General features: G+C 65.7%; 17 protein-coding genes. 5 read left to right on the top strand and 12 right to left on the bottom strand.

Features of this window, described 5'->3' with window-relative positions; genetic code table 11:
* Genes ABE093_RS09175 through ABE093_RS09165 form a run of 3 tightly spaced genes read left to right on the top strand, consistent with a single transcriptional unit; the run spans position 1 to position 6507 of the window.
* Complete coding sequence (locus ABE093_RS09175; protein WP_430760565.1) at positions 1 to 4905, top strand: amino acid adenylation domain-containing protein; 4905 nt, start codon at positions 1 to 3, stop codon at positions 4903 to 4905.
* Between the two features lie 49 nt (positions 4906 to 4954).
* The gene (locus tag ABE093_RS09170) at positions 4955 to 5713 is read left to right on the top strand and encodes an alpha/beta hydrolase (RefSeq protein WP_430760564.1); all 759 of its coding nucleotides are present in this window, start codon (positions 4955 to 4957) and stop codon (positions 5711 to 5713) included.
* Complete coding sequence (locus ABE093_RS09165; RefSeq protein WP_430760563.1) at positions 5710 to 6507, top strand: hypothetical protein; 798 nt, start codon at positions 5710 to 5712, stop codon at positions 6505 to 6507. Before ABE093_RS09170 ends, ABE093_RS09165 begins: the two co-directional genes overlap by 4 nt.
* Before the next feature lie 24 nt (positions 6508 to 6531).
* Here ABE093_RS09165 and ABE093_RS09160 read toward each other — a convergent pair whose 3' ends face one another.
* The 3 genes from ABE093_RS09160 to ABE093_RS09150 all read right to left on the bottom strand — a co-directional run bounded on the left by ABE093_RS09160 (position 6532) and on the right by ABE093_RS09150 (position 10236).
* Entirely contained in the window at positions 6532 to 8442 is a 1911-nt protein-coding gene (locus ABE093_RS09160) for a choice-of-anchor Q domain-containing protein (RefSeq protein ID WP_430760562.1), read from the bottom strand.
* Between the two features lie 23 nt (positions 8443 to 8465).
* Positions 8466 to 9698, bottom strand: a complete 1233-nt coding sequence (locus ABE093_RS09155; protein ID WP_430760561.1) for a hypothetical protein — start codon at positions 9696 to 9698, stop codon at positions 8466 to 8468.
* A 97-nt stretch (positions 9699 to 9795) separates the two neighbouring features.
* Positions 9796 to 10236: a hypothetical protein gene (locus ABE093_RS09150; RefSeq protein ID WP_430760560.1), complete on the bottom strand. Its 441-nt coding sequence runs from the start codon at positions 10234 to 10236 to the stop codon at positions 9796 to 9798.
* Between the two features lie 121 nt (positions 10237 to 10357).
* Between ABE093_RS09150 and ABE093_RS09145 the strand changes: the two genes are divergently transcribed.
* The gene (locus ABE093_RS09145; RefSeq protein ID WP_430760559.1) at positions 10358 to 11845 is read left to right on the top strand and encodes an oligosaccharide flippase family protein; all 1488 of its coding nucleotides are present in this window, start codon (positions 10358 to 10360) and stop codon (positions 11843 to 11845) included.
* A gap of 14 nt (positions 11846 to 11859) precedes the next feature.
* On the opposite strand, the gene ABE093_RS09140 is transcribed toward ABE093_RS09145, so the two are convergent.
* Positions 11860 to 12405, bottom strand: a complete 546-nt coding sequence (locus tag ABE093_RS09140; RefSeq protein WP_430760558.1) for a serine O-acetyltransferase — start codon at positions 12403 to 12405, stop codon at positions 11860 to 11862.
* Positions 12406 to 12437: 32 nt separating this feature from the next.
* Between ABE093_RS09140 and ABE093_RS09135 the strand changes: the two genes are divergently transcribed.
* Entirely contained in the window at positions 12438 to 13187 is a 750-nt protein-coding gene (locus tag ABE093_RS09135; protein ID WP_430760557.1) for a YdcF family protein, read from the top strand.
* Here the strand turns inward: ABE093_RS09135 and ABE093_RS09130 are convergent.
* The 8 genes from ABE093_RS09130 to ABE093_RS09095 are packed head-to-tail and all read right to left on the bottom strand — an operon-like array spanning position 13163 to position 22045.
* On the bottom strand, positions 13163 to 14347 hold the full coding sequence (locus tag ABE093_RS09130; RefSeq protein WP_430760556.1) for a glycosyltransferase family 4 protein: 1185 nt from the start codon (positions 14345 to 14347) through the stop codon (positions 13163 to 13165). The two genes, ABE093_RS09135 and ABE093_RS09130, sit on opposite strands and share 25 nt — an antisense overlap.
* The gene (locus tag ABE093_RS09125) at positions 14347 to 15477 is read right to left on the bottom strand and encodes a glycosyltransferase family 2 protein (RefSeq protein ID WP_430760555.1); all 1131 of its coding nucleotides are present in this window, start codon (positions 15475 to 15477) and stop codon (positions 14347 to 14349) included. Before ABE093_RS09125 ends, ABE093_RS09130 begins: the two co-directional genes overlap by 1 nt.
* Positions 15474 to 16190, bottom strand: coding sequence for a polysaccharide deacetylase family protein (locus ABE093_RS09120; RefSeq protein ID WP_430760554.1), 717 nt, complete (start codon positions 16188 to 16190; stop codon positions 15474 to 15476). The genes ABE093_RS09125 and ABE093_RS09120 overlap by 4 nt, the downstream gene beginning before the upstream one ends.
* Positions 16190 to 17215 (bottom strand): polysaccharide deacetylase family protein, encoded by a 1026-nt coding sequence (locus ABE093_RS09115; RefSeq protein WP_430760553.1) that lies wholly within the window; start codon positions 17213 to 17215, stop codon positions 16190 to 16192. The genes ABE093_RS09120 and ABE093_RS09115 overlap by 1 nt, the downstream gene beginning before the upstream one ends.
* Positions 17212 to 18540 carry an O-antigen ligase family protein gene (locus ABE093_RS09110; RefSeq protein ID WP_430760552.1) on the bottom strand — a complete coding sequence of 443 codons (1329 nt, stop codon included), beginning with the start codon at positions 18538 to 18540 and terminating at the stop codon, positions 17212 to 17214. Before ABE093_RS09110 ends, ABE093_RS09115 begins: the two co-directional genes overlap by 4 nt.
* Positions 18521 to 19630, bottom strand: a complete 1110-nt coding sequence (locus tag ABE093_RS09105; protein ID WP_430760551.1) for a glycosyltransferase — start codon at positions 19628 to 19630, stop codon at positions 18521 to 18523. The genes ABE093_RS09110 and ABE093_RS09105 overlap by 20 nt, the downstream gene beginning before the upstream one ends.
* A gap of 8 nt (positions 19631 to 19638) precedes the next feature.
* Positions 19639 to 20802: a glycosyltransferase gene (locus ABE093_RS09100; protein ID WP_430760550.1), complete on the bottom strand. Its 1164-nt coding sequence runs from the start codon at positions 20800 to 20802 to the stop codon at positions 19639 to 19641.
* Positions 20768 to 22045: a hypothetical protein gene (locus tag ABE093_RS09095; protein ID WP_430760549.1), complete on the bottom strand. Its 1278-nt coding sequence runs from the start codon at positions 22043 to 22045 to the stop codon at positions 20768 to 20770. The genes ABE093_RS09100 and ABE093_RS09095 overlap by 35 nt, the downstream gene beginning before the upstream one ends.
* Position 22046: the final 1 nt, after the last annotated feature.

Below are 22046 nucleotides of genomic sequence, written 5' to 3'. Positions count from 1 at the left end.
ATGAGCGTCGATGCCATTGCCGCGCCACCCGCCGCCCACGATCCTTTCGCGCAGGCCTTGCTGCGGGTGGTGCCGACCACCGAAGGACAGCGCGAAATCTGGCTGGCGGACCACCTCGATCGCGAAGCTTCGCTGGCCTACAACGAAGCGCTGACCATTCGCCTCGAAGGCGCGCTCGACCATGTCGCGTTGAAGCAGGCACTGCAGGCGCTGGTGCAGCGCCATGACGCCTTGCATTCGGTGCTGTCCGGCGACGGCCAGACCCTGTGCGTGCTCGAGCAGGCGACGCTGCCCCTGGCGGTCGAGGATCTGTCCGGGCTCGACCTGCTGGCGCAAAGCGAACGGCTGGCGAAGGCCGAGACCGAAGCGGTCTCGCATCCGTTCGATCTCCAGGATGGTCCGTTGTTCCGGGCGATGCTGTATCGCATTGGCCCGCAGTCGCATCGCCTGTTGCTCTGCGCGCACCACGTCGTCTGCGATGGCTGGTCGTGGTGGGTGATCGTGCGCGATCTCGGCGCCCTCTACGGTGCCGCGCTGCAAGGGCGTGAAGCGTCGCTGCCAGCGGTGGAGTCGTTTGCCGACCATGCCCTGGCCGAAGCCTCGCAGTCGACGCAATCCACGGCGGCCACCGAACGTTACTGGCGCGATCGCTTCGCCGATGGCGCACCGGTGCTGGAATTGCCCATTGACCTGCCGCGGCCCGCGCATCGCCACTTTTCCTCGCGTCGCGAGGATCTCGAACTCTCGCCCGAGCTGTTGCATGCCTTGCGCGAAACCGCGGCGAAGCAGGGCTGCAGCCTGTTCTCGCTGATGCTCTCGGCGTTCGCCCTGCTGGTCGCGCGCATCGCCGGGCAGGACGACGTGGTGATCGGCATTCCCAGCGCAGGCCAGCCCGCCAGCGGCAAGCTGGCGATGGTCGGCCATTGCGCCAATACCTTGCCGATGCGTTTCGCGCCGAGCCGAGAGGAAACCTTCTCGGCCTTCCTCAAACGCGCCAATGACGATCTTCTCGACGCGGTCGAGCATCGCGATTACACGCTCTCGACCTTGCTGCAGCAGCTGGCGATCGCGCGCGATCCGTCGCGGGTGCCGCTGGCGCCGGTGCTGTTCAACATCGACCAGAGCCTGGATGGCGAGAGCGATGCTTTTGCGGGTGCGCGGGCCGAATGCCATGGCGTGGCGCGTATTGCCGACAATTTCGAGCTGTCGCTCAATGCGGTGCAGACGCTAACCGGACTGCGCCTGGAATGCCAGTACGCGACCTCATTGCTGCAATCGGCGACGGTGCGTCGCTGGCTGCGCGCCTACCGCAGCTTGCTGGCGGGCCTGAGCGACGGCATCGATCGTCCCTGCAGTAACTACGGTTTGCTGGATGCCGACGATCTCGACGAACTCGCGGCATTGTCGCCAGCCGCGACGCCGTTCCAGCGCGATCTGCTGATGCACCAGCATTTCGAAACGAGCTGCGATCGCTGGCCCGAAGCCGTCGCCGCGCAGGATGGCCAGCGCAGCGTCCACTATCGCGAACTCGAAAACGAAGCCAATCGCATCGCCCACTTGCTGGCGGGCCAGGGCGTCAAGCCTGGCGACCTCGTCGGCCTCGCCGTTGAACGCGGTATTTCGATGCTGGCGTCGATGCTCGGCATCCTCAAGGCCGGCGCCGGTTACATCCCGCTCGATCCCGCATTCCCGCAGGCACGCCTGCAGCACATGCTGGACGATGGCCGTCCATCCGCGGTTCTCACCACGCAGGCGTTGGTCGATGCATTGCCGCTGCAAGGCCAGCGCGCCGTGTTGCTGGATGCCGCAGTGCTCGCCGCGCAGCCGGACACGCGTCCGAACCTGGCTGACGATCCCGAGGCGATCGCTTACGTGATCTATACCTCGGGTTCGACCGGAACGCCGAAGGGCGTGGAGATTCCGCATCGCGCGGTCGCCAACTTCCTCGACAGCATGGCGGTGCAGCCGGGCCTGCGCAGCGGCGACGTGATGATCGCCGTCACCACACTGTCCTTCGACATCGCCGTGCTCGAGCTGATGCTGCCGCTGCATGTCGGCGCGCAGGTCGTGATCGTCGATCGCGACACCACGCTGGATGGCGGTGCGCTTGCTGCCTGCATGGCCGAGCATCGCGCGACGACGATGCAGGCGACACCGGCGACCTGGCGCATGCTGATCGAAGCCGATTGGGCGGGTGGGGCAGGTTTCCGCATCCTCTGCGGCGGCGAACCCTTGCCGCCGACGCTGGCTGCGCAGTTGCTGGCGCGTTCCGGCGAGTTGTGGAACGTCTACGGGCCGACCGAAACCACGGTGTGGTCGACCTGTGCGCGGATCGCGACGCCTGCGTGCGGCGCCTTGCCCGACATCCACATCGGCAAGCCGATCGCCAATACCGGCGTGTGGATCCTCGACGATGCGCGCCTGCCATGCGTGCGCGGCGTTCCCGGGGAATTGTGCATTTCCGGCGCGGGGCTGGCGCGTGGCTACCGCAACCAGCCGGGGCTGACCGCCGATCGCTTCATCGACTGGAATGGTCCGGACGGCCGCATCCGCCTGTATCGCACCGGCGATCGTGCGCGTTGGCGCGACGACGGCATGCTCGAACACCAGGGCCGCCTCGATCATCAGGTGAAGCTTCGAGGCTATCGCATCGAACTCGGCGAGATCGAGACGCAGCTGACCGCGCACCCCGACGTGCAATCCGCGATCGCGATGGTGCGGGAGGAACGCGAAGGCGATGCCCGCCTGGTCGCCTATGTCGTGCAGGAAACGGACCACAGCATCGATCCCGTGCAGATGAAGAAGCATCTGCGCGGCACCTTGCCCGATTACATGATCCCGCAGCACATCGTGGCGCTGGCGCATTGGCCATTGACTGCGAACGGCAAGATCGACCGCAAGGCGCTGCCGTTGCCGTATGCGACGAATCCGCAAGAGGCTGTCGCTTCGGCTGATCCGGAATCGCCGTTGCAGGAACAATTGCTGAAAATCTTCCGCGAGACCCTGCGCCTCGGGAGCCTCGGCATCGACGACGATTTCTTCCTCCACGGCGGACATTCGTTGCTGGCCGCGCAGATGACCGCCCACATCAACCGTGAATCGTCGACATGGTTGTCGTTGCGAACGCTGTTCGATGCGCCGACGGTGCGCCGCCTCGCCGCAGCCATCGAAGCGGATGCCGCTTCCGCCATGCCTGCCGACCGCATCCCGAGGTTGCCGCAGCGCGACTGGGCGCCGCTGAGCGTGGTCCAGCAGCGGCAGGCGATGATCCACGAATTCCATCCGGAAATGCTCGCCTACAGCCTGCCGTCCGGGCATGCGCTGCATGGACCGATGGATATCGAATGCTTCCGCCGGGCGCTGATGCTGGTGATGGAGCGCCAGACCGTCCTGCGCACCGGATTCGAACGCCGTGGCGACGATTTCGTGCAGGTAGTGCGCAACGACCTCGACTCGCGCGTGCTCGAACCGCTGGTCGATCTTCGCCACCTGCCGCCCGAGCGCCGTCGCGAGGCGCTGGAAGCCGACTTCAAGGCGCTGGCCGCGCGGCCATTCGAATCCCTGGTCGATGCCCCGTTGTTCCGTTCGCGGATGTATCGCATGGACGAGGACGAACATGCTTGGTTCTTCATGCCGCACCACATCGTCTGGGATGGCTGGTCCTTCGACCTGCTGTATGCCGAACTGGCGGAAGCCTATGCGGCGCTGGTCGAAGGGCGCGAACCGCAGCTGCCGGAACTTCCGGTGAGCTATGGCGATTACGCGGCCTGGCACAACGCCAGCATGGAGAGCGAAGGCTACGCGCGCCAGCGCGAACAGTGGCGCGCCTGGCTGTGCACGCCGAATGCGCGCGGCGGTTGGCCGCAGGCGCTGCCGACCGACCATCCGCGCCGTCGCCTGATGATGGGGCATTCCGGCATCGTCCCGGTGCGCATCGGGACCGCCGAATCGCAGGCGTTGCGCGAGTCCGCGAAATCGATGGATGCGACCGTCTTCAACACCATGCTCGCGGCGTGGTTCATCACGCTGGCGACCTACAACGGTGATCGCGACATCGTGGTCGGCATTCCGGTGCGTGGACGCAACCACGCCGATACCGAATCGCTGATGGGCCATTTCGTCAACATGCTGCCCGTTCGCCTCGACGTGCAACGCGATGGCGAATTGCGCGATGTCGTCCATGCCTCGAAATCGGTCCTGCTCGATGCCTTGTCGGCGCCGGACATCCGCCTCGAGGACATCGCCGAGATGCGTTCGGGCCTGCCGGGGGCCGCGAGCAGCATCCTCTACCACGCCCAGTTCTCGTTCCAGGACATCCGCGACCGCATCACCCGTTGGGGGCCGCTGTCGCACCAGCGCATCGACATCGACCAGCCGGGCATCGCCGAAGACCTCAACCTGTGGGCGGTGGACCGCGGCGAGAAGGGAATCGATGCGGCCTTGCTCTACAACGGCGACCTGCTGAAGGAAGAAACGGTCCGCGGGATCGTTGCCCACTATGAACGCACGCTCGCGGCCCTGGCCCAGGATCCGCGGCAATCACCGGAAGTCGCGATGACGAATGAAATCACCGGCATGGCGCCGGCAATCGCCAGCAATGCCGGCACGGCTGCAACACCGCCTGCGCAAGGAGAGGCGCGACTGGCCTACGTGCGCGGATTGTGGGAGCGCCATCTTGGCGTCACCGTCGATTCCGGCGACAACTTCTTCGATCTCGGCGGCAGTTCGATGCTGGCCATCCGCGTGCTTGCGGACATCGCCCGCGACACCGGCGTCAAGTTGCGCCTGCCGCAACTCGCGGTACAAACTGCGGCGGAAATCGCCGGGCAATTGCCGGAACGCAACACGGCCGCCGGCGCATCGACGAACACCGGCTGGTTCAAGCGCATGTTCGGAAAGAAATAACCAGCGGGAGGATGTCTTGTCGGGGGGCACGACGCCAGGAATCGAACCGATGCTGTTGCCACAAGGCGACACGCATCTCTTTGTCGTGCGCCATCGCAGTGCGACGCCGCCACGTGCGCGGGTCCTGCTGTGCCCGCCATTGCTGCAGGAACAAATCCGCAGCTATCGATTCTTCGCGCAACTCGCCGAGCAGTGGGCACGTCGCGGCATCGAGGTGATCCGCTTCGACTATTCGGGGACCGGTGATTCCTGCGGATTGGGCGTCGAATTTTCCGTCGAACGCGCAGTCCGGGACATTCGCCGCGTCTGGGATGCGTTGCTGCGTTCCGACGACCACGTCCCGCGCGTGCTTTGCGGCGTGCGCATGGGGGCGCTGCTGGGCGCGCTTGCCATCCGCGACGGGCTCGATGCCGACATGGCCTGGTGGTGGCAGCCGGTATTGCTGGGCGCGACGTGGGTGGGGGAAGCGGTGGCGATCGATGCGCGCGAACGCCAATCGCGCAGCCGCTTCCCGCTGAAGCCCGGGCCGAACGCCATCACCGGTGAATTGATGGGGCATGTCATCGATCCGCGCCTGCCCGACGCGTTGAAACGACTGCAATGGCCCGACCCGCGACTGCCGTCGATGTGGCTGCTCGACAGCGAGCACGCGCTGGAACCGAACATGGACGCAGGCGACGTGGTGCGTTTGCCGCTGGCCTTCGATGCGTGGGCGGGGCAGGTCGATTTCGAAACCATCATCCCGGTGCGATTGGCCGATGCCGCGACCGAACGCCTGCTCGCGCGCCTGCCGGGAGTCGCGGCATGATGCAGTTGCTGCCCATGCGCGATGGCAACGGCTACGGCTTCCTGCATCGCGCCGATCCGCAGCGACCACCGCGCGCTACCGTGGTGATGCTCAACGCCGGACTGATCCATCGCGTCGGACCGTTCCGCATGAACATCGAACTGGCGGAACGCCTGGCGCGCCGCGATATCGATGTGTTCCGTTTCGATCTGCCGGCCGTGGGCGACATGCCGGCAGGCGGCGGCAGTCGCCCGGAGGAGCGCGTGCGGATCGCGATGGATACCGTTGCGGCGATCACCGGCAGCGACCGTTTCATCATAGGTGGCGTCTGCAGTGCCGCGGACCTTGCCTGGAAGCTGCCGGCGCTCGATGCGCGCGTGCGCGGCTTGCTGCTGCTCGATCCCTGTGCCGTGCGCGGACCGTGGTTCCACTGGGCGCAGCTACGGCATTTCGTGTCGCGTCCGATCGCAGGTTGGGGACGCATGTTGCGGCATCGGCTGCAGCGTGGCTGGGGCAATGGCAGCGGGCCGCCCGCGGGGCGCGATTGGCCATCGGAACGCGAATTCATCGCCGGCAACCGGCGCATGGCGGAGGCCGGCATCGGCATGTATGCGCTGTATACCGCTGGCGTTACCGATTATTTCCTGCATCCGCGGCAGATGCGCGCCGGTTTCCCCGACGACAGCAACGAACCCCGGTTGCGACTGCGGTTTCGCCCCGATGTCGACCACATCCTGTTCGTTCCGCGCCAGCGCGCGGAGATCCTTGACGATATCGCGTCATGGCTGGACGGCTGGCTGCCCGCATCGGCTTGATGCGGGAGCCACGATCGAAATTGCTCACTGTGGCTTGGGCGGCGGCGGGATCTTGGTCGTCGGCTTCCCATTCTCGGGCAGTTTGATCGGTGGATGCGGTTTGGACGAGGGTGGCGGGGCAGGTGCCGGAGCCGGTGCGGGCGTTGGGGTGGGAGTAGGCGTTGGTGTTGGAGTGGGCGACGGGCTGGGAGTCGGAGTCGGAGTCGGAGTGGGCGTGGGCGTGGGTGTCGGTGTTGGGCTTGGAGAAGGCGTTGGAGTTGGCGATGCCGGTTGCAGCTCGACCGCACCGATATCGGGACCTGCGCCATATACGCGCGGATTGCCGGTGTAATCCTGGGTGACCGACGGAATCGACAGCCCGGCGTCGATCAACGGACTGTTCTGTTGCGGCGTCGGATTGAAAGTGACGTAGTTGCTGTCGGTGAACAACGGCGGCTTGCCGCAGATGTTGCCGGTGCCCTGGTCGCAGGGCGGACTCTTCAGATTCCAGAACAGGTTGTTCTGGAACAGGACCTGCGCGGAACCGCCATCCTGGTAATAGGCGCAGGTCAGTTCGCCGGTATTGCCCTGCAGGTTGGCGCGCCAGTCGAGGTCGCCGGAGATCGCATTGTTCTGCATGACCAATGCACTACCAGCGCCACCGCCACCGCTGATGACTTCGCAGTCGCCAAGCCCGGTGATGGTGTTGAAACGCATCGTCACCATGTTCGCGCCGGTGAGCAGGTCGATCGACACGGTATTGCCGAGTGCGCGGCAGAAGTCGGCGGATTGCAGCGCCGACGTCGGGTAGCCGAGAAGCGCATTGCAGTTGCCGATGATGACACTGTTCTCGATCAGGCCGGGGCCGGCGAGTTTCACCTGGTTGCCGGCATTGGCGTAGGACAGCACCTGGCGCACGGTCACGCTGCCGGTGCCGTTGGCATACAGCAGGTCGATGCCGTCGGACGTGTTGTGGTGCACCTTGGTGCCCTGGAAGATCCAGTTGCCGCCGGTGCGGCCGGTGCCGAGGCCATCGCCGTATCCGCCTTCCTGTTGTCCCCAGCAACCGAAGTAGGTGTGGTCGACGTAATTCTCGATGCAGCCATTCCAGGCGATTTCGCCGCCGATGAAGGCGATGGTGCCGCTGTTGCTCGAGCCGGTCTGGCTGCCGTTGGCGACGTCGCCGTCCCAGCCGGCCCAGCCGTTGCCGAGGATGCGCACGTTGTAGAGCGTCCAGTCGGTGAGCTTGCCCGCCGATATGCCGTTGTGCGGGAAGCCGTGGACATCGACGTTGCCGATGAACGTCTTGCCGGCGCCGACCGCGATGATGCCGTCCGAGCCGATGTCGCCAAAGGGCGCGGTCGATGGACATGCTGCCTTCACCGCGCCTGCCGTGGTGGTGCCCGAGGTGAGGTGGGCGAGCGCGCAGCTGGCATGGTCGGTGAGATCGAGGCACTGCACCTCGACGTTCTGGCTGCCATTGAGATTCAGCACGGTTTGCGCCCGCCCGCTTGCCCACAATTCGGGCTTGACCGCGCAGGTCGTCGCGTCCTTGCCGAGGATGCGCGTGCGCGTGTCCCAGGTTGCGCCAGAGGGGATCGGTGGCGGGTAGCAATCCCAGCTGTAGCTGGGCGAGCAGTTCGCGGTGCCGGGCGCGCCGACGCCGATCTTGTAGCTGCCCGGCGAGATGATGAGGGTGTCGCCACCGGCGATCAGCGGTTTGGTCGCCGTCGTCTGGCCCAGTGGAAACGCGATGTTGGGACTGGACCACGCGCAATTGCGGCTCTTGCCGTCGTAGGCGGCGTCCACCAGTCCGGTGCACTGGGTGGCGTCACCGCCATCGGTGCGGACGTAATAGGTGTTCGCGGCGAATGCGGTCGGTGCCAGCAGGGTGAACGGGAAGGCGGCTGCGATGGCGAGCGGCAACGGCAGCATGCGATTGCGTGGGCGAGGCATGGCGACAGGAGATGGCTTGCGTGTCATGGCGGGGGATCCATGGAAGTGAGCGAAGAGGACGATGCAGCGAGCGGTCGTGCGGTCGGTGCAAGGTGGATGCTGCGAGCCAGCGAACGTCGCAACTGGCCGGAAATGCGATGGATGGCGGGTCGCGGATCGTCCCAGCGATAGACGTGCTCGTAGGCGCCAGGCCAGTCCAGCAGGGCGGTGCCGATCTTCGAATGCGCGTGCTTCAGCGCGTTTGCGTCCTCGATCCAGTTCACGCAACCCTTGCCGACGCGGTATCGGCGCACGGCTTCGACCGGCAACGATTGCGCATCGCGCCAGGCCATGCTGCACACGTTCACCCCGCAGCGCGCGGCGAATTCGACATACCACCATGCGCGCGTGTTCACTTCGAGGATGCGGTATTCGCCGTCGCGTTCATCCTGCTTGAATTCGGCGCTGAAGATGCCGCGATAGTTCAGCTGGTCGAGCAGGCGCATGCAGGCGGCGACGGCCGGTTCGATGTCTTCCAGGGCGATGCTGCGGCAATACGTGCTGTTGCCGAAATCGGGTGGGTGGATGCGGCTGCGCCGGCGTGCGAACAGTCCCGGATAGCGTCCGTTGCGGTCGCGGAAACCATCGACGAAGACATGGTGGGTGACCGGGCCTGGCACGTACTCCTGCACGATCATCCCGTGTCCCTGCGCCTGCATCTGCGACCAGGTTTCGCGGCAGGCGCGCGGGTTCTCCACCCACACGCCCTTGCGGCCGGTGATGCGGCTGAACGTCTGGGAATCGATCGGCTTGATGAAGACGCGATCGAGCTGTTCGAACGGCAGGTGGTCGAAGTCGGAATCGTCGTGCACCAGGAAACTGCGCGGACTGGCGATATCCCTGTCTTCGAGCCATTCGGCGAAGCGCGCCTTGTCCTGCAGGATGCGCATGGTCGCCGCGGAGCTGGTGCTGGCGAGGTAGCGGTCCATCACCTTGCCGTTGACGGTATTGCGCGCGACCCAGTCGGCGATGTCGTCGGCGCACGGGATCAGCACGGCGCCTTCGATTCCGGAATTGGCCAGTGCCTGCTCGACGCCCTTGGTCGAGCCATCCCAATCGGGCGCGCCGGGCGGACGCTGGAACCAGCGCGAATAGGTGGCGAGATCGCCGGGCGGGCAGGCCGACCACACCGGAATGCCGGCGTCGCGCGAAGCGCGCAATGCCCCGAGACCGGTAAACCCGGCTCCCATCACCAGCGCTGGAAATTTCTCGGCCATCGTTTGCTCGTGATCCTTCACGTTCGAACTCATCACATCCGATGCCAGGACGGCAAGGCATGTCTGCGAGGTGGTTGCGTCTTTGGCCGGTGCGCATTCAGCCTGCAGACGCGGCCCGCGGTGGGCCGGTGCCGGCGGAAACCGGATCGTCGCCATCGATGGCCCAGATGCCGAATCCCAGCAGTAGCAGTCCGAGCAGGGTGAGCAGCGTCACCGTCATGACCTGTTGCCGCGAGGCGCCGTCGCCATCCGCAAGGGTCGGTACCGCGACAAGTTCGTGGCGCAGCGGCCGCGGTTCGATCGCCGCCAGCCGGATGGTATTGCCGCCGCGAACGCGGGCGCCCGGAAAGCGGCCATGCCGGCGATGGAAGCGCAACGCCTCCAGGTACAGCAGCATCAATTCCTCTTCGCTCAACGTCGCGCCGCGATCCGGGTGAAGCTCGGCGATGCGGCGGCGGAACAGGCGCTTGAGGGTCTCGACATCGCAGTCGGGATCGACACCGAGCGATGCATAGAGTGACGTGAAGTCGCTCGTCATGCGGATTCCCTCCCTGATCGTCTGACGCGTCCTGCGGTGATCGACGATGATCGTTCGATCCTAGTCCCATCATGGCTACAATGCAATGCAGGAGCGGGCAGGGGAAGCGGGCGCCAAAGGCATGAGGGGAACCACCGCACCAGTCGGAATCGGGCGCCATTACCTGCGTTATTCGCTCGGCAATGTCTCCACCATCCTTGCCGGATTGGTGTCGTTCCCGTTGATGACGCGGCTGCTCGACAACACCCAGTACGGCATCCTCGGTTATTACGACAACTGGATGCTGCTGGCGGTCGCCATCGCCAAGTTCGGCGCCCAGCATTCGCTGCTGCGTTTCTATCCGCATGGCGACGATGCCGGCGATCGCGCGGCGTTCTTCACCAATTTCTTCTACCTGCCGCTGGCGTGTTCGCTGGTGCTGTGGGTGTTGCTGTTGGTCGTGATGGCGACGATCGACCGTCTCACCGGCGCGCACCAGCACCTGGTGTTCTGGATGGCGATGTTCGCGGTACCGTTGTCGAGTTTCTCCAGCCTCACCGAAACCATCCTGCGCGCGAGCGAGCGATCGCGCACCGTGTTGGTGACGCGGGTGGTCGGGCGCTGGCTGGAAGTCGGATTGATGGTCGGCGCGGTGGTGTTGCTCAGTCGCAGCGCGATCGCGGCCTATGGCGGCAAGCTGGTCGCGGCGATCCTGGTCACCGGCTGGTATGCACTGTGGGTGCGTCGCCATGTCCGTTTCATGCGCGCGCATGTCTCGTTCGCGCAGATGCGCGAGGGCATGCGCTACGGCGTGCCGCTGGTCGCCAACGAAGTCGTTGCCGTCGCGATTGTCGTGGTGGATCGCCTGATGCTGAAGGGCATGCTGGGAGAATTCGCCGCAGTCGGCATCTACAGCGTCGGCGCATCGCTGGCGATGCAGTTGAACACCTTCATGAACACCAGTGTGTTCGAAGCGCTGGTTCCGACCGCCAACCGCCTGTTCCAGACCGAAGGCGTCGATGCCGTGCGCGCGCTCAAGCGCCGGGTGTTGCTGCCGATGGCGTATTGCGGCATCGGCATGGCGATGTTGCTCGGCCTGTTCGGCGCCGACGCCATCATCGCCCTCAGTGGCCCGTCCAAGACCGCCTCGGGTCCGGTGTTTTCGATCCTCGGCATGGTCTTCGCACTGTACCCGCTGCTGACGCTGTCGGGTTTCGGACTGCTGCTGGAGAAACGCACGCAGAAGATCCTGATGCTGATGATCGGCAGCCTGGCGATCAACGTGGCCCTCAACATGCTGTGGATCCCGCGCTTCCATGTCATGGGCTCGGTCTATGCCAGCGCGGTCAGCACGCTGGCGCTCGGGATCGCGCATTGCATCTTCGTGCGCCGCGACCTGCTGCAGTTCCCTTCGCCCGGCACGCTCGCGCGCGCCCTGCTTGGGGTGGCGGTCTGCCTCGCGATCGCATGGTGGCTGACGGGCGTGCTGAAACCGGGCTGGATGCGTTTCCTGTTCGGTAGCGGGATCTGTGCGCTGGCTTATGCCGGCATCGTGCTGGCGCTGGACGCGCGGATCCGCGGGTTGGTGCTGCAGTTGCTGCAGCGCTTCGGCATCGGCAAGCGGACATGAGCCGGCTCGTGTATTCATGGCGGCGCATCGAGTGGCATGATCCGCACCGCGGCGCCGACCACGCGCATGCGGTCGGGGACATCGCGGACAACCACGGCATTGGCGCCGATCAGCACGCCGTTGCCGATGGTGACGTCGCCGATGATCTTCGCGCCGGAGCCGATGTAGACGTCATCGCCGAGGCGCGGCCAGCGCGTGGATTTTCCGGCACCCTTGTAGCCGATGGTGACGTCGTGGCTCACGCACAGGTGGCGGCCGGCATCGCAATGGACGAAGATTCCGCCATGATGGCCGATGTGCAATCCCGGGCCGATGTCGGCATTGGCGGAAATCTGGATGCCGAGGACCAGATCGCTAAAGACTTTCAGCGGCAGGTAGAGGATGGTGAACGGCAATCGCAGCAGGCGCCAGGGAATGCGGCGTGTCCAGCGCACGTAGCGATAGATCATCGTCGCCAGGAAGCCGTAGGTGAAGAGGGCATGGATCGGTGCGCGCCACGCCGGGGCAGCCGTGTGCTCGGCGAGGTAGGTGCGGAAATCCTCCTTCAGTGTGGCGAACATGATCGTCCTGCCTCGATGCCGGAGTACGCGCGATGAGCGACTTCCTGCTGTCGCCGCTGACATGGCTGGCGATCGCGGCAGTGCTGCTGGTGCTGTTCGGCAAGCGCCTGCATCGGCGCGCGAAATGGCTGTGCCGGATCGTGGTGGTTCTCGCAGTCCTTACCTGCACGCCACTGTGCGCGAATGCCCTGTTGTGGTTGGCCGAACGTCATCCCGGAATCGCGGACTGTTCCGGTACGCAAGACGGTTGGCCGATCGTCCTGCTGACCGCCGGCTACGATCGTCCGCCGCGCTCCGTCGATGATGACGCCGCGCTCAACGAAGAGAACTTCGAGCGGATGGATGCCGCCCGCAGCCTGGCAAGGAAGGATCCGGCCTCGATCATCTATGTGTCGGGTGGTGGACGTTACGACATTCCCGAATCCATGATTCTCGGTGGACTGCTGGAACAGGCGGGCATTGCGCATGGGCGCGTACGCCTGGAAACACGTTCGCGCACGACCTGGGAAAATGCCTTCGAATTGCGCGGCGACATCAGGCAGGCGCGGCTGGTGACGTCGCCGGCGCATCTGCAACGCGCGGCGATGGCGTTCCGTGCTGCGGGTATCGCGACGTGTGCCATTCCCAGCGAGAGCGGCGTGACGGCCATGTCCGGTGTCGGCTATGTGCTGCCGCGACGCACCGCCATGGTCAAGACCGAGCAGGCGCTGCACGAATTCGCCGGTCGCGTCGCTTATGCGTGGCGTGCCTGGCGTCTTCATGCCGCCAGCAACCGGTCGTAGTACGGCAGCATGGCATCGCCGATCGCGTCCCAGCCGTAGCGCGCTTCCGCCAGCCGACGCGCTTCGCGCCCCAATGCGGCGCGATGGGTGGGATCGTTGAGCAGCGCGAGGATGCGGTCGGCGAAGCCCTGCGCATCGTCGGCGAATTCGGCATGCACGCCGTCCTCGAGGTCGATGCCTTCGCTGCCGATCGATGTGGTGACGATCGCCTTGCCAAAGGCCATCGCTTCCAGCACCTTCAATCGCGTGCCGCTGCCCATGCGCAGGGGCACGACATAGACTGATGCGCGTTGCACCAACGGCCGCAGGTCGTCGACGAACCCAGTGACGTCGACATTGGCGGCGACGTTCGCCGGAACCTGCAAGCCCTGCGCCTTGCCGACCAGGGTGAACCGCAGGCCCGGTTTGCGCGCGAGGACGCGTGGCAGCACGTCGGACAGGAACCATTCGGCGCCATCGCGATTGGGGAACCAGCCCATCTGGCCGACGAAGACCAGGCTGCCGTCCTCGTTTTCCTTGCCGGGCTGGTTGCCGTCGAGATCGACGCCATTGGGCACGGTGATCGCGGCGCGCGCACCGAGATCGACGAGCTGCACGCGATCCTGTTCCGAGCAGGCCAGCACCAGGTCGGCGCGACGACTGGCATCGGCTTCGAAACGGTTGAGCCGATCGATCTGGCTTCGCAGGAAGGCGCGATGCAACGGTCGCGATTCGTTGTCGCCGCGGGCGCGCAACAACACGTGTTCAACGTTGTGTGCGTTGTAGACGACGGGGATCCCGGTCGGCACCTGGTCGGCGCAGGCCATCAGCGGCAGCATGTCGAAGTGGACGAGATCGGCCTCGCGCGCCAGTTCGGCGACCTTTGCGCGCAATTCGGCCCCCCCATAGCGATGAACGACAAAAGGAAGGCGTCCGCCCACACTGGATGCCAGTTGCATCGCCGTGGAGATCCGGTCCTGGCGCAGATGATGGAAGGCGAGCCGCGTCACCGCGGCCGGCAGTTCGCCGCTCGCGGTCTCGACATCTTCGGGCCGCAGGCAGCTGAGCAGGGTGACGCGGTGCTTGCGCGACAAGGCGCGCAGCAGGTGCCACGAACGCAGCTGGTGGCCTTCGGTCGGAGGCCAAGGCAGGCGACTGGTGACCATCAGCACGCGTGCCATCAGTGGGGCTTCCATAAGCGGCTGCCGTCGCGCGACATGGCTGCCGGCAACGACAGCAGCGCCGCAGTGTTGAGCATCAGGAAAGTGCCGGCGGTCGACGCCAGCGGCAGTCGCCGCGCGATGCCGGGCAGGGCGATGGCGAGCAGCGCGAAGCCGTAGCCGATGCACTGCACCAGGAACAGGGCGCGATAGATCGGACTCGGCGACATTGCGCAGGCAAGCAAGGTGCCCAGCATCGCCCACGGCGCCAGCAGGCGGCTGAGTTTGTGCGAGCACCAGGCGAACCACACCGGGTTGCGCCACGGCAGCAGCAGGCGCGGCAGGCGCGCGATCAACTGCCAGTTGCCGGCGAGCGTGCGCACCTTGCGGTCGAATTCCTCGCCGTGATGCGCCGAAGCGCTGTCCAAAGCGATGGCGCGATCGGTCATCGCGACCCGTTTCCCGGCAAACACGACGTGCAGCGGCAGCCACATGTCATCGAGGATGGTGCCGACCGGTATCGCCACGAACAACGAGGTGCGCAACGCGTGGATCGCACCGCTGACGCCGTGGAGCCATCCCAGCGCCGATTCGTCATGACGCAGCCGGCGTTCGATCCGCATGTACAGCCCGAGGTCGCACGCTCCGCCCTGCGCGTCGCGAATCTGCAGTTCGCCGGCGACGGCGCCGACCTGCGGGTCCGAGAACGGCCGCACCAGTGCGCGCAACGTGCCCGGCGCGAAACGCTGGCGGGCATCGGCGAACACGGTGATCGGGGTGGTGACCGCGCGCAACGCGGCATCGAGCGCGGTCGCCTTGCCACCATTGCGGGCGAGCGCGATGACACGGCAGCGCGGGTCGCCGACATCGGCGACCCGTGCAGTCGCGTCGCTGCTGCCGTCATCGACGACGATCACCCGGAGGCGGTCGGCGGGATAGTCCTGGGCAAGAATGTCGCGAACGCGCCCGGCGATCCGCGCTTCCTCGTCGTGGGCGGCAATGACGACGGTGATCCAGGGCCAGGTTTCCGGGTCGTTGTCAGTTGTATGTTGGAATCCGCGGGCGAGAATCCGCATCAACAACGGATAACCGAGATAGGCGTACACCGGCACGGCCACGCAGATCCAGAACGCGAGCGTCGTGGCGTTCATGTCAGGGCGGCGCGCAACCGCTGGTAGCGTGCATTTCCGAGCACGCGCTTGGGGACGGCCAGCGCGCCATGGCGCAGGCGCGCCCAACGGGCGGCAGGTCCGCTCCAGTTCGCCAGCGCCGCGAATTTGGCGTCGCCGAGTTCGCGGGTGATGGCGATGCGATTGCGCCAGGCGGGTTGCGCCTCGTCGTCGGGGCCGGGACGCGAGCCGTAGAGATCGCGGTAGCCGCAAGCGAGGGCTTCCTCCAGTTCGCGCGCGCCGCCGCGTCCTCCCGGCAATGCCATCGCATCCACTTCGCGGCCGGTGATCTCCTCGAGCGCGGCCTTGCTGTCGCGCAATTCGCGCCGCAGCGAGTCAAGGTCCATGTCTTCGAGGAAACCGTGGCTCATGCCATGGGCTCCGATGCACATGCCGGCATCGGCGAGCATGCGCACGTCGGCGCGGCGCAGCATGCCGGGGCGGTCGATGAATCCGCCGGTGATGAAGAACGTGGCGCGCATTCCGCGTTCGAGCAGCATTGGGAGCGCCGTGGTGGCGTTGCTGATGTCGCCGTCGTCGAAGGTGACGTGGAAGCGCTCGGGTTGCTCCTGTTTCGCGATCCAGTCGAGCTGGTGGGCGAATCGCGTGCGCGTGACGCTGTACACCGGATCGAAATGTCCCGGCGCCGATGCATCGTCATGGATGCCGTGGTACATCAGGTGCATGCGTCGCATCACTGCCTCCACTGCCGCAGCCAGCCGAGCAGGCCGCTGGTTTCGCTGAAGAACAGCGCCTTCGACAGGCGGCCGCCGGGCGAGCGGAAGCGCGCCTCGAAGGCATTGATGCGGCCGATGCGATAGGGATCGGTGTCGCTGCGATTCAGGCGTTCGACGGTCGTGACTGCGGTGACGTAGCCGGCATTGCGCAGGAGATCGATCTCGCGCTGGCCAAAGTCCTGGGCGCGTCCGTTGGGATAGGCGAAATGCCGCGGCTGGCGCCCGAGTCCCTGGCGCAGCACGCTGGTGGAGACGGTGATTTCCTCGCGCACGTGGGTGTCATCGGTTTTCGAGAGCACCGGGTGGGTGTGGGTATGGGCGCCGATTTCGATGCCGTGCGTCTGCAGTTCCGAAATGCCATCCCAGCCCAGCATCTCCCCGGCGTCCGGCATCGGTTCGGTCGGCGCTGCCGCTGCGACGATGCGATCGACCGTGGGCTCGACTTCGCGCGGCGGCAACGCCTTGATGCTGTCCGCGAGGAGTTGCAGCAAGCGCGGGTGGGTCGTCGCGTCCGAGATATCGACCGATTCCATGCCGAAGAACCCGAGATCGAGCACGGGATTGCCGGCGTTCTGGATCGCATGCGCCAGGCGGTAGTACCACAGCGATGACCCGCCGATCAGCGACGTCACCACGTAGAGCGTGGCGGGCGGCGGTGGCGACACCGCAAGGATGTGCAGGTTGTCCATGTAGCCGTCATCGAAGGTGAGGGCATAGCGGGGGCCGCGCCGGCGCGTCGACAGGTGGTGGCGCCCGTCCTCCAACGACACCAGCCAGCGCCTGGCGCGCAACCAGCCGACATGGCGTGCGAAGGTGGCGGGCGACGTGCTGAGTGGCGCCGGGTCGTAGTCGTCGCGCAGGCGGTGGTACATCAATACCGCCAGCGACGGGCCGCACAACCAGCGATAGACCGAATCGGCGCCGCTGTAATGCGCCATCAGCGCGAATGCATACTTCGCCAGTGGCAGCAGTTCGTGCATCATCGCCGCGCGCCTTCCATTGCCGGCAGTTCGCGCGACTTGAGCAGCAACCCGGCATAGACCCAGAAGCAGCCGATCATCGGGTAGTAGGTGAAGCGGTCGCCGAAGATGTTGCCCACCACCAGCGCGGTCCACGCGCCGAGCATCCCGAGTGCGATTCCGTATTGCCAACTGTTGTGCGGTGCTTTTCGCAGGCGCTTGATGCACAGGAAGAACAGCGCCAGCAGCAACGCCAGCAACAGCAGCGCTCCGACCGCGCCGCCTTCCGCCAGCGTGCGCAGGTAAACGTTGTGGGTATCCATGTGATACGGATTCACCCGGCGGGCGAAGGTATTGAAACCGGTTCCGACCACGGGATGGGCGACGAAGCTGTCCCAGGCGATGCCCCAGTAGACCATGCGCATGCGCGTGCTTTCGTCCTGCTTGCCTTCCTCCACCGACGTGCTCTGGTAACGCTCGACCACCGATTCCGGGAGGATGGCGGGCAATGCGATCGCCAGCACGAGGAACAGCGGCATCAGTTTCCAGCGGCCGCGCCAGGCCAGCAGCACGCAGATCAAGCCGAGCGCGACCGCCACGTAAGCGGTGCGCGAATAGGCGTAGAGGATGCAGAACACGGTGGAGGCCAGTCCCAGCGCGACCAGTCCACGCAGGATCCTGGGCATCCGCACCGAAATCAGCAGCGCGAAACAAAGCACCGCCATGGTGACGCAGAATGCCGCGAATTCGTTGGCGCCGAGCAGGGCGAACGTGCCGCGGATGCGCAAGGCATCGCCGTAATGCCATTTGGCGACCGAAGTGTGCTGCACCCAGGTGACCTTGGCGATGTAGGGCAGCGGCAGCAGGCTGGCGATGACGATCTTCTTCACCTGCGACCAGTCGCGCACGCTCATCTGGGTGACGAAGACCAGCGATACCGCGATCAGGTGGTCCTTCAATACGTTGATGCGGTCGCTGTCGCTGACCAGTTGCGAGCCGACCAGGTACGAGATCGCCGCGTACAGCATGTAGACGAAGACGGCGATGTTGAGGGGTTCGTTGCGCGCCAGGCGCCCGCCGCAGAAGAAGGCACCGACCAGCGAAACGATGAAGAACACGTTGAGGAAGTTGAGGCCGCCCCCGAGTTGCGGCAGGTAGCCGGTCTGGATGTTCTGCAGGGGCAGCAGGAACACGAACAGGTAGAGCGGCCAGTTGTTGCGATAACGGCGCGCGGGCGCAGCATCCTGCACTGCATCGACAGGCGCACCCGTGGCCTGCGCGCGCCAGTGCAACCCGCGCTCGGCAAGCGGGAAACGCGCACCTGCGGATTCAGGCTGCACGCGCGACATGGTCTCCTCCTCGCAGGGTCCGATAGAGGTCGGCATACCGTGATGCCATGGCCTGCGCCGAGTGGAATTTTGCGGCGTATGAGCGCGCCCGGGCGTCATCGCTGCGGGTGCCGATGGCCGCGCGCATCGCGTCGGCCCAGGCGGCGTCATCCGGCGGCAACAGCCGCGAACAAGGCGCATGCGCCAGCAGGGCCGGAACATCGCCGACGGCAGTCGCGAGGATCGGCTTGCCCGCGGACATCGCCTCCAATACGACCAGCGGCATGCCTTCGCTGAGCGAGGGCAGGGCAAGCACGTCCATCGCGGCGTAGACGGGCGCGCAGTCGTCCAGGTTTCCCAGCATCGTCACCTGCGATCGCACGCCCAGTGCCTCCACCTGCAATGCCAATGCCCCGAACTCCGGGCCATCGCCGGCAATCAGGAGGCGGATTGGTGCATCGCTGCCGATGCGTGCAATCGCGCGCAGCAACAGGGAGAGATTCTTTTCCGGCGCAAGGCGGCCGATCGCCGCGAACACGGTGTCTTCCGGTTCGCAGTTGAAATGACGGCGCGCCAGCATGCGTTCCTGCTGAGATGCCCGCTCGATCATTTCGATGCCGTTGGCGATCGGATGGATGCGATCGCGGCCGACGCCTGCAGCGACCAGGTGGTCGACCAGGGGTTGCGCGACGGCCACGACCGCGTCGTAACGTTTCAGCAACGCCCGCTCGATCCGGTTGTACAGCCGCAGGGGGGCGCTGGTCTCGATCCAGCCATGCGTGGTGGCCACGCAATCGCAATCGAGGCCGCGCGTCGCCAGCCATGCATACACCACGCTCTTGGGGTCGTGCGCATGCACGCATGCGGCCTGCGTCGATCGCAGCAATGCACGCAATGCCGATATCGTCCCGGCATCCAGCCGCCCCTTGTTCGGCAGCAGCACGCTGTTGTGCCGCCGCCGCCGCGCTTCCTCGTGGAGCGGGGAATGGCCGAGGTGGTGATTGTCGATGCAGGCCAGCACGCTCGATTGGCCGGCATCGGACAGATGGCTGTCGAGCGCCAGCACCATGCGGTCGGCGCCATACAGGCCCGCGCTGGAACGCAGTTGCACGACCGGCCTCACGGCAACCCCAGCAGGACGCGATAGAGATGATCGTAGGCGCCGATCATCCGCATCGAGGAAAATTCCTCGAGGATCATCCGGCGCGCCCGCCCGCCCAATTCGTGGCGACGCCCGGCATCGCGCGCCAGCGTCAACATCGCCTCGGCCAGCGCAGCCGGGTCGTGCGGCGGCACCAGCAAGCCGTTGATGCCCGGCCTGACCAGCTGCAGGTTGCCGCCGACGGCGGTGGCCACCACCGGCAGGCCGCAGGCCATCGCTTCCAGCAACGCGTTCGACATGCCTTCCGATGACGACGCCAGCACCGCGACATCGCAGGCAGGCAACAAATCGTCGACTCCACTGACCGATCCCAGCATGTCGATGTGTCGCTCGAGCCCGACAGCGGCCACCTTGCGACGGACGTCATCGGCCATCGGGCCATCACCCGCGAACAGCAGGCGGACATCGGGGAACTGGGCGTGCAGGCGCGCGAACGCATCGACCAGCACCAACGGACATTTCACTTCCGACAGGCGGGCGACGCAGCAGAACACCACGGTTCCGGCATCGATGCCCAATGCCTTCCGGCGCGCGTCGCGCCAGGCATCGTCGCGTGGCTGGAAACGCTCGGTATCGACGCCGTTGTGGATGACCGTTGCCCGGCCCGGCGACAAACGCTCGTAGCTGGCGAGCGCATCGATGATCTGGCGCGCCGGTGCGATCACGCGATCGAATCGATGATTGAGCAGGCGGAAAGCGCGCTTCAGGCGGCTGCTCTTCTTGAAGCCCATGTCGCGGCGATTGGAGATGTGGACCACGCCGCGTCGCTTGGGCAGCAACGCGTTCAGGACATCGGCTTTTTCGTGCTGGGATTGCACGATGCTGTAGCGCCCACTCGACACCAGGCGACGCAATACCTGGTAGGCGCGCAGGCCGCCACGGCCATAGACCGCCGCGACCGGGACCCGCACGATCCGCACGCCCGGCATGGGCAACGGTTCTACAGGCGGGTCGAACGCCAGTTCGACGACGGTGACCGTATAGCGATTGCGGGGCAACCCGCGCAACAGGTTGCGCAGGAACTGCTCGCTGCCGCCGGTGATGGAAAGACTGGTATCCGTCACCACCAGCAATCCAGCCGGAGACTCAGGGCTGGTAGCCGATGTAGAAGACGATTCCATTCTCTTTGAAGTTCTGGACGTGGATCGGCGTCCTGCGGACGCGATGCTGGAGATCGACGCGTGCGCTCCAATGGGTGTTCCAGCGGTAGCCGAGGCCGGTACCGATGAACTGGTTGCGATCGGTGCCCGGCTGGTTGATCAGCGTGCGTCGGAATGCGGCGGCATAGGCGTTCGCGGTCCAGTTCGGCGACAGGCGCCAGGCGCCGGAAATGCTGCCTAGTACCGCGTGCCAGCCTTCGCCGCCGGCATGGATCGGCGTGGCGCGATCGCTTTCGAGTTCGGCGTTCAGGGTCAGGCGATCGGAACGATAGTCGTAGTGCAACTGGACGCGGCGATCGCGATAGACCTGCGGCGTCACCACGCCCTCGTTGTTGAGGAAGTCCTGGATCAGGGCATAGCGATCATCCAGGCTGTGCGTGATCACGTCTTCGGTGGTGTCGGCGTACTGCTGGGTCAGGCGCAGGCGCAGCGTCTGGCCCGGGCGCGGATTCCAGCCGGCATCGACGCGAACGAACGGCCCGGAGGCCTTCGCGTTGATTGCCGGAATGTCCGCGCGCGACCAGCCAAGATCTGCTTGCAGCTGCACCACGCGCATGCGAGTGTCGTAACGCACGAAGGCACTCTCGCGCCGGTAATCGTTCGCCTTCGAGCGTTCGGTGAAATTGACCCGTTCCGTGCTGACGGCGGCGCTGATCGAACGGTTCGGTGAAATGTCGTGGTCGATGCTTCCCGACAGCAGGTATTGCTGGCCATCGATTTCATGGGTCTTTTCGGCAAGGCTGTTGCTCATGCGCAGGTCGAAGCGCATGCGCGTGCTGGGCGACAGTCGCGCCACCCAGGTCGGGCCCGCCACGAAGACGTTGATCTGCTGCACATTGGCCGGGTTGTAGGCCACCAGGCTGTCGACCGGGCGCCGGGTCAAATGGTCGGCGGCCATGAATTCGAGGCGTCCCGGCGAAATCACCCAGTTGGCTTGCGCCGCCAAGGCGCCGCGCGCGCCATTCTGGAAGCTGCCCTGCGTGTAGTCGAGGTACTGCGCGGTTCCGCGCGCGGCCAGCCGGAACTTGCTGGAATTGCGCCGCACGTCGAACGTCAGGGTCGGCGCGATGACCCAGTCATCCTGCGCATTCTCCGGAACCAGCCCGATGTTGTCGCTGTGGAGCACCGAGACGCCCAACTGGTAGTCGATGCTGTTCTGGCCGGTCTGGGCGGCAACTGGCGCCGATCCAATGGCTGCCAGCAAC

The sequence above is a fragment of the Solilutibacter silvestris genome (assembly GCF_050574925.1).
In the GTDB taxonomy this organism is placed as follows: Bacteria; Pseudomonadota; Gammaproteobacteria; order Xanthomonadales; family Xanthomonadaceae; genus Solilutibacter; species Solilutibacter silvestris_A.
This window is presented reverse-complemented; position numbering and strand designations above follow the sequence as displayed.

What these genes read in the sequence shown, in the direction of transcription:
- ABE093_RS09175 (WP_430760565.1), top strand. Translation starts at nt 1, where the DNA reads ATGAGCGTCGATGCCATTGCCGCGCCACCCGCCGCCCACGATCCTTTC.
- ABE093_RS09170 (WP_430760564.1), top strand. Translation starts at nt 4,955, where the DNA reads ATGCTGTTGCCACAAGGCGACACGCATCTCTTTGTCGTGCGCCATCGC.
- ABE093_RS09165 (WP_430760563.1), top strand. Translation starts at nt 5,710, where the DNA reads ATGATGCAGTTGCTGCCCATGCGCGATGGCAACGGCTACGGCTTCCTG.
- ABE093_RS09160 (WP_430760562.1), bottom strand. Translation starts at nt 8,442, where the DNA reads ATGCCTCGCCCACGCAATCGCATGCTGCCGTTGCCGCTCGCCATCGCA.
- ABE093_RS09155 (WP_430760561.1), bottom strand. Translation starts at nt 9,698, where the DNA reads ATGGCCGAGAAATTTCCAGCGCTGGTGATGGGAGCCGGGTTTACCGGT.
- ABE093_RS09150 (WP_430760560.1), bottom strand. Translation starts at nt 10,236, where the DNA reads ATGACGAGCGACTTCACGTCACTCTATGCATCGCTCGGTGTCGATCCC.
- ABE093_RS09145 (WP_430760559.1), top strand. Translation starts at nt 10,358, where the DNA reads ATGAGGGGAACCACCGCACCAGTCGGAATCGGGCGCCATTACCTGCGT.
- ABE093_RS09140 (WP_430760558.1), bottom strand. Translation starts at nt 12,405, where the DNA reads ATGTTCGCCACACTGAAGGAGGATTTCCGCACCTACCTCGCCGAGCAC.
- ABE093_RS09135 (WP_430760557.1), top strand. Translation starts at nt 12,438, where the DNA reads ATGAGCGACTTCCTGCTGTCGCCGCTGACATGGCTGGCGATCGCGGCA.
- ABE093_RS09130 (WP_430760556.1), bottom strand. Translation starts at nt 14,347, where the DNA reads ATGGCACGCGTGCTGATGGTCACCAGTCGCCTGCCTTGGCCTCCGACC.
- ABE093_RS09125 (WP_430760555.1), bottom strand. Translation starts at nt 15,477, where the DNA reads ATGAACGCCACGACGCTCGCGTTCTGGATCTGCGTGGCCGTGCCGGTG.
- ABE093_RS09120 (WP_430760554.1), bottom strand. Translation starts at nt 16,190, where the DNA reads ATGCGACGCATGCACCTGATGTACCACGGCATCCATGACGATGCATCG.
- ABE093_RS09115 (WP_430760553.1), bottom strand. Translation starts at nt 17,215, where the DNA reads ATGATGCACGAACTGCTGCCACTGGCGAAGTATGCATTCGCGCTGATG.
- ABE093_RS09110 (WP_430760552.1), bottom strand. Translation starts at nt 18,540, where the DNA reads ATGTCGCGCGTGCAGCCTGAATCCGCAGGTGCGCGTTTCCCGCTTGCC.
- ABE093_RS09100 (WP_430760550.1), bottom strand. Translation starts at nt 20,802, where the DNA reads ATGGAATCGTCTTCTACATCGGCTACCAGCCCTGAGTCTCCGGCTGGA.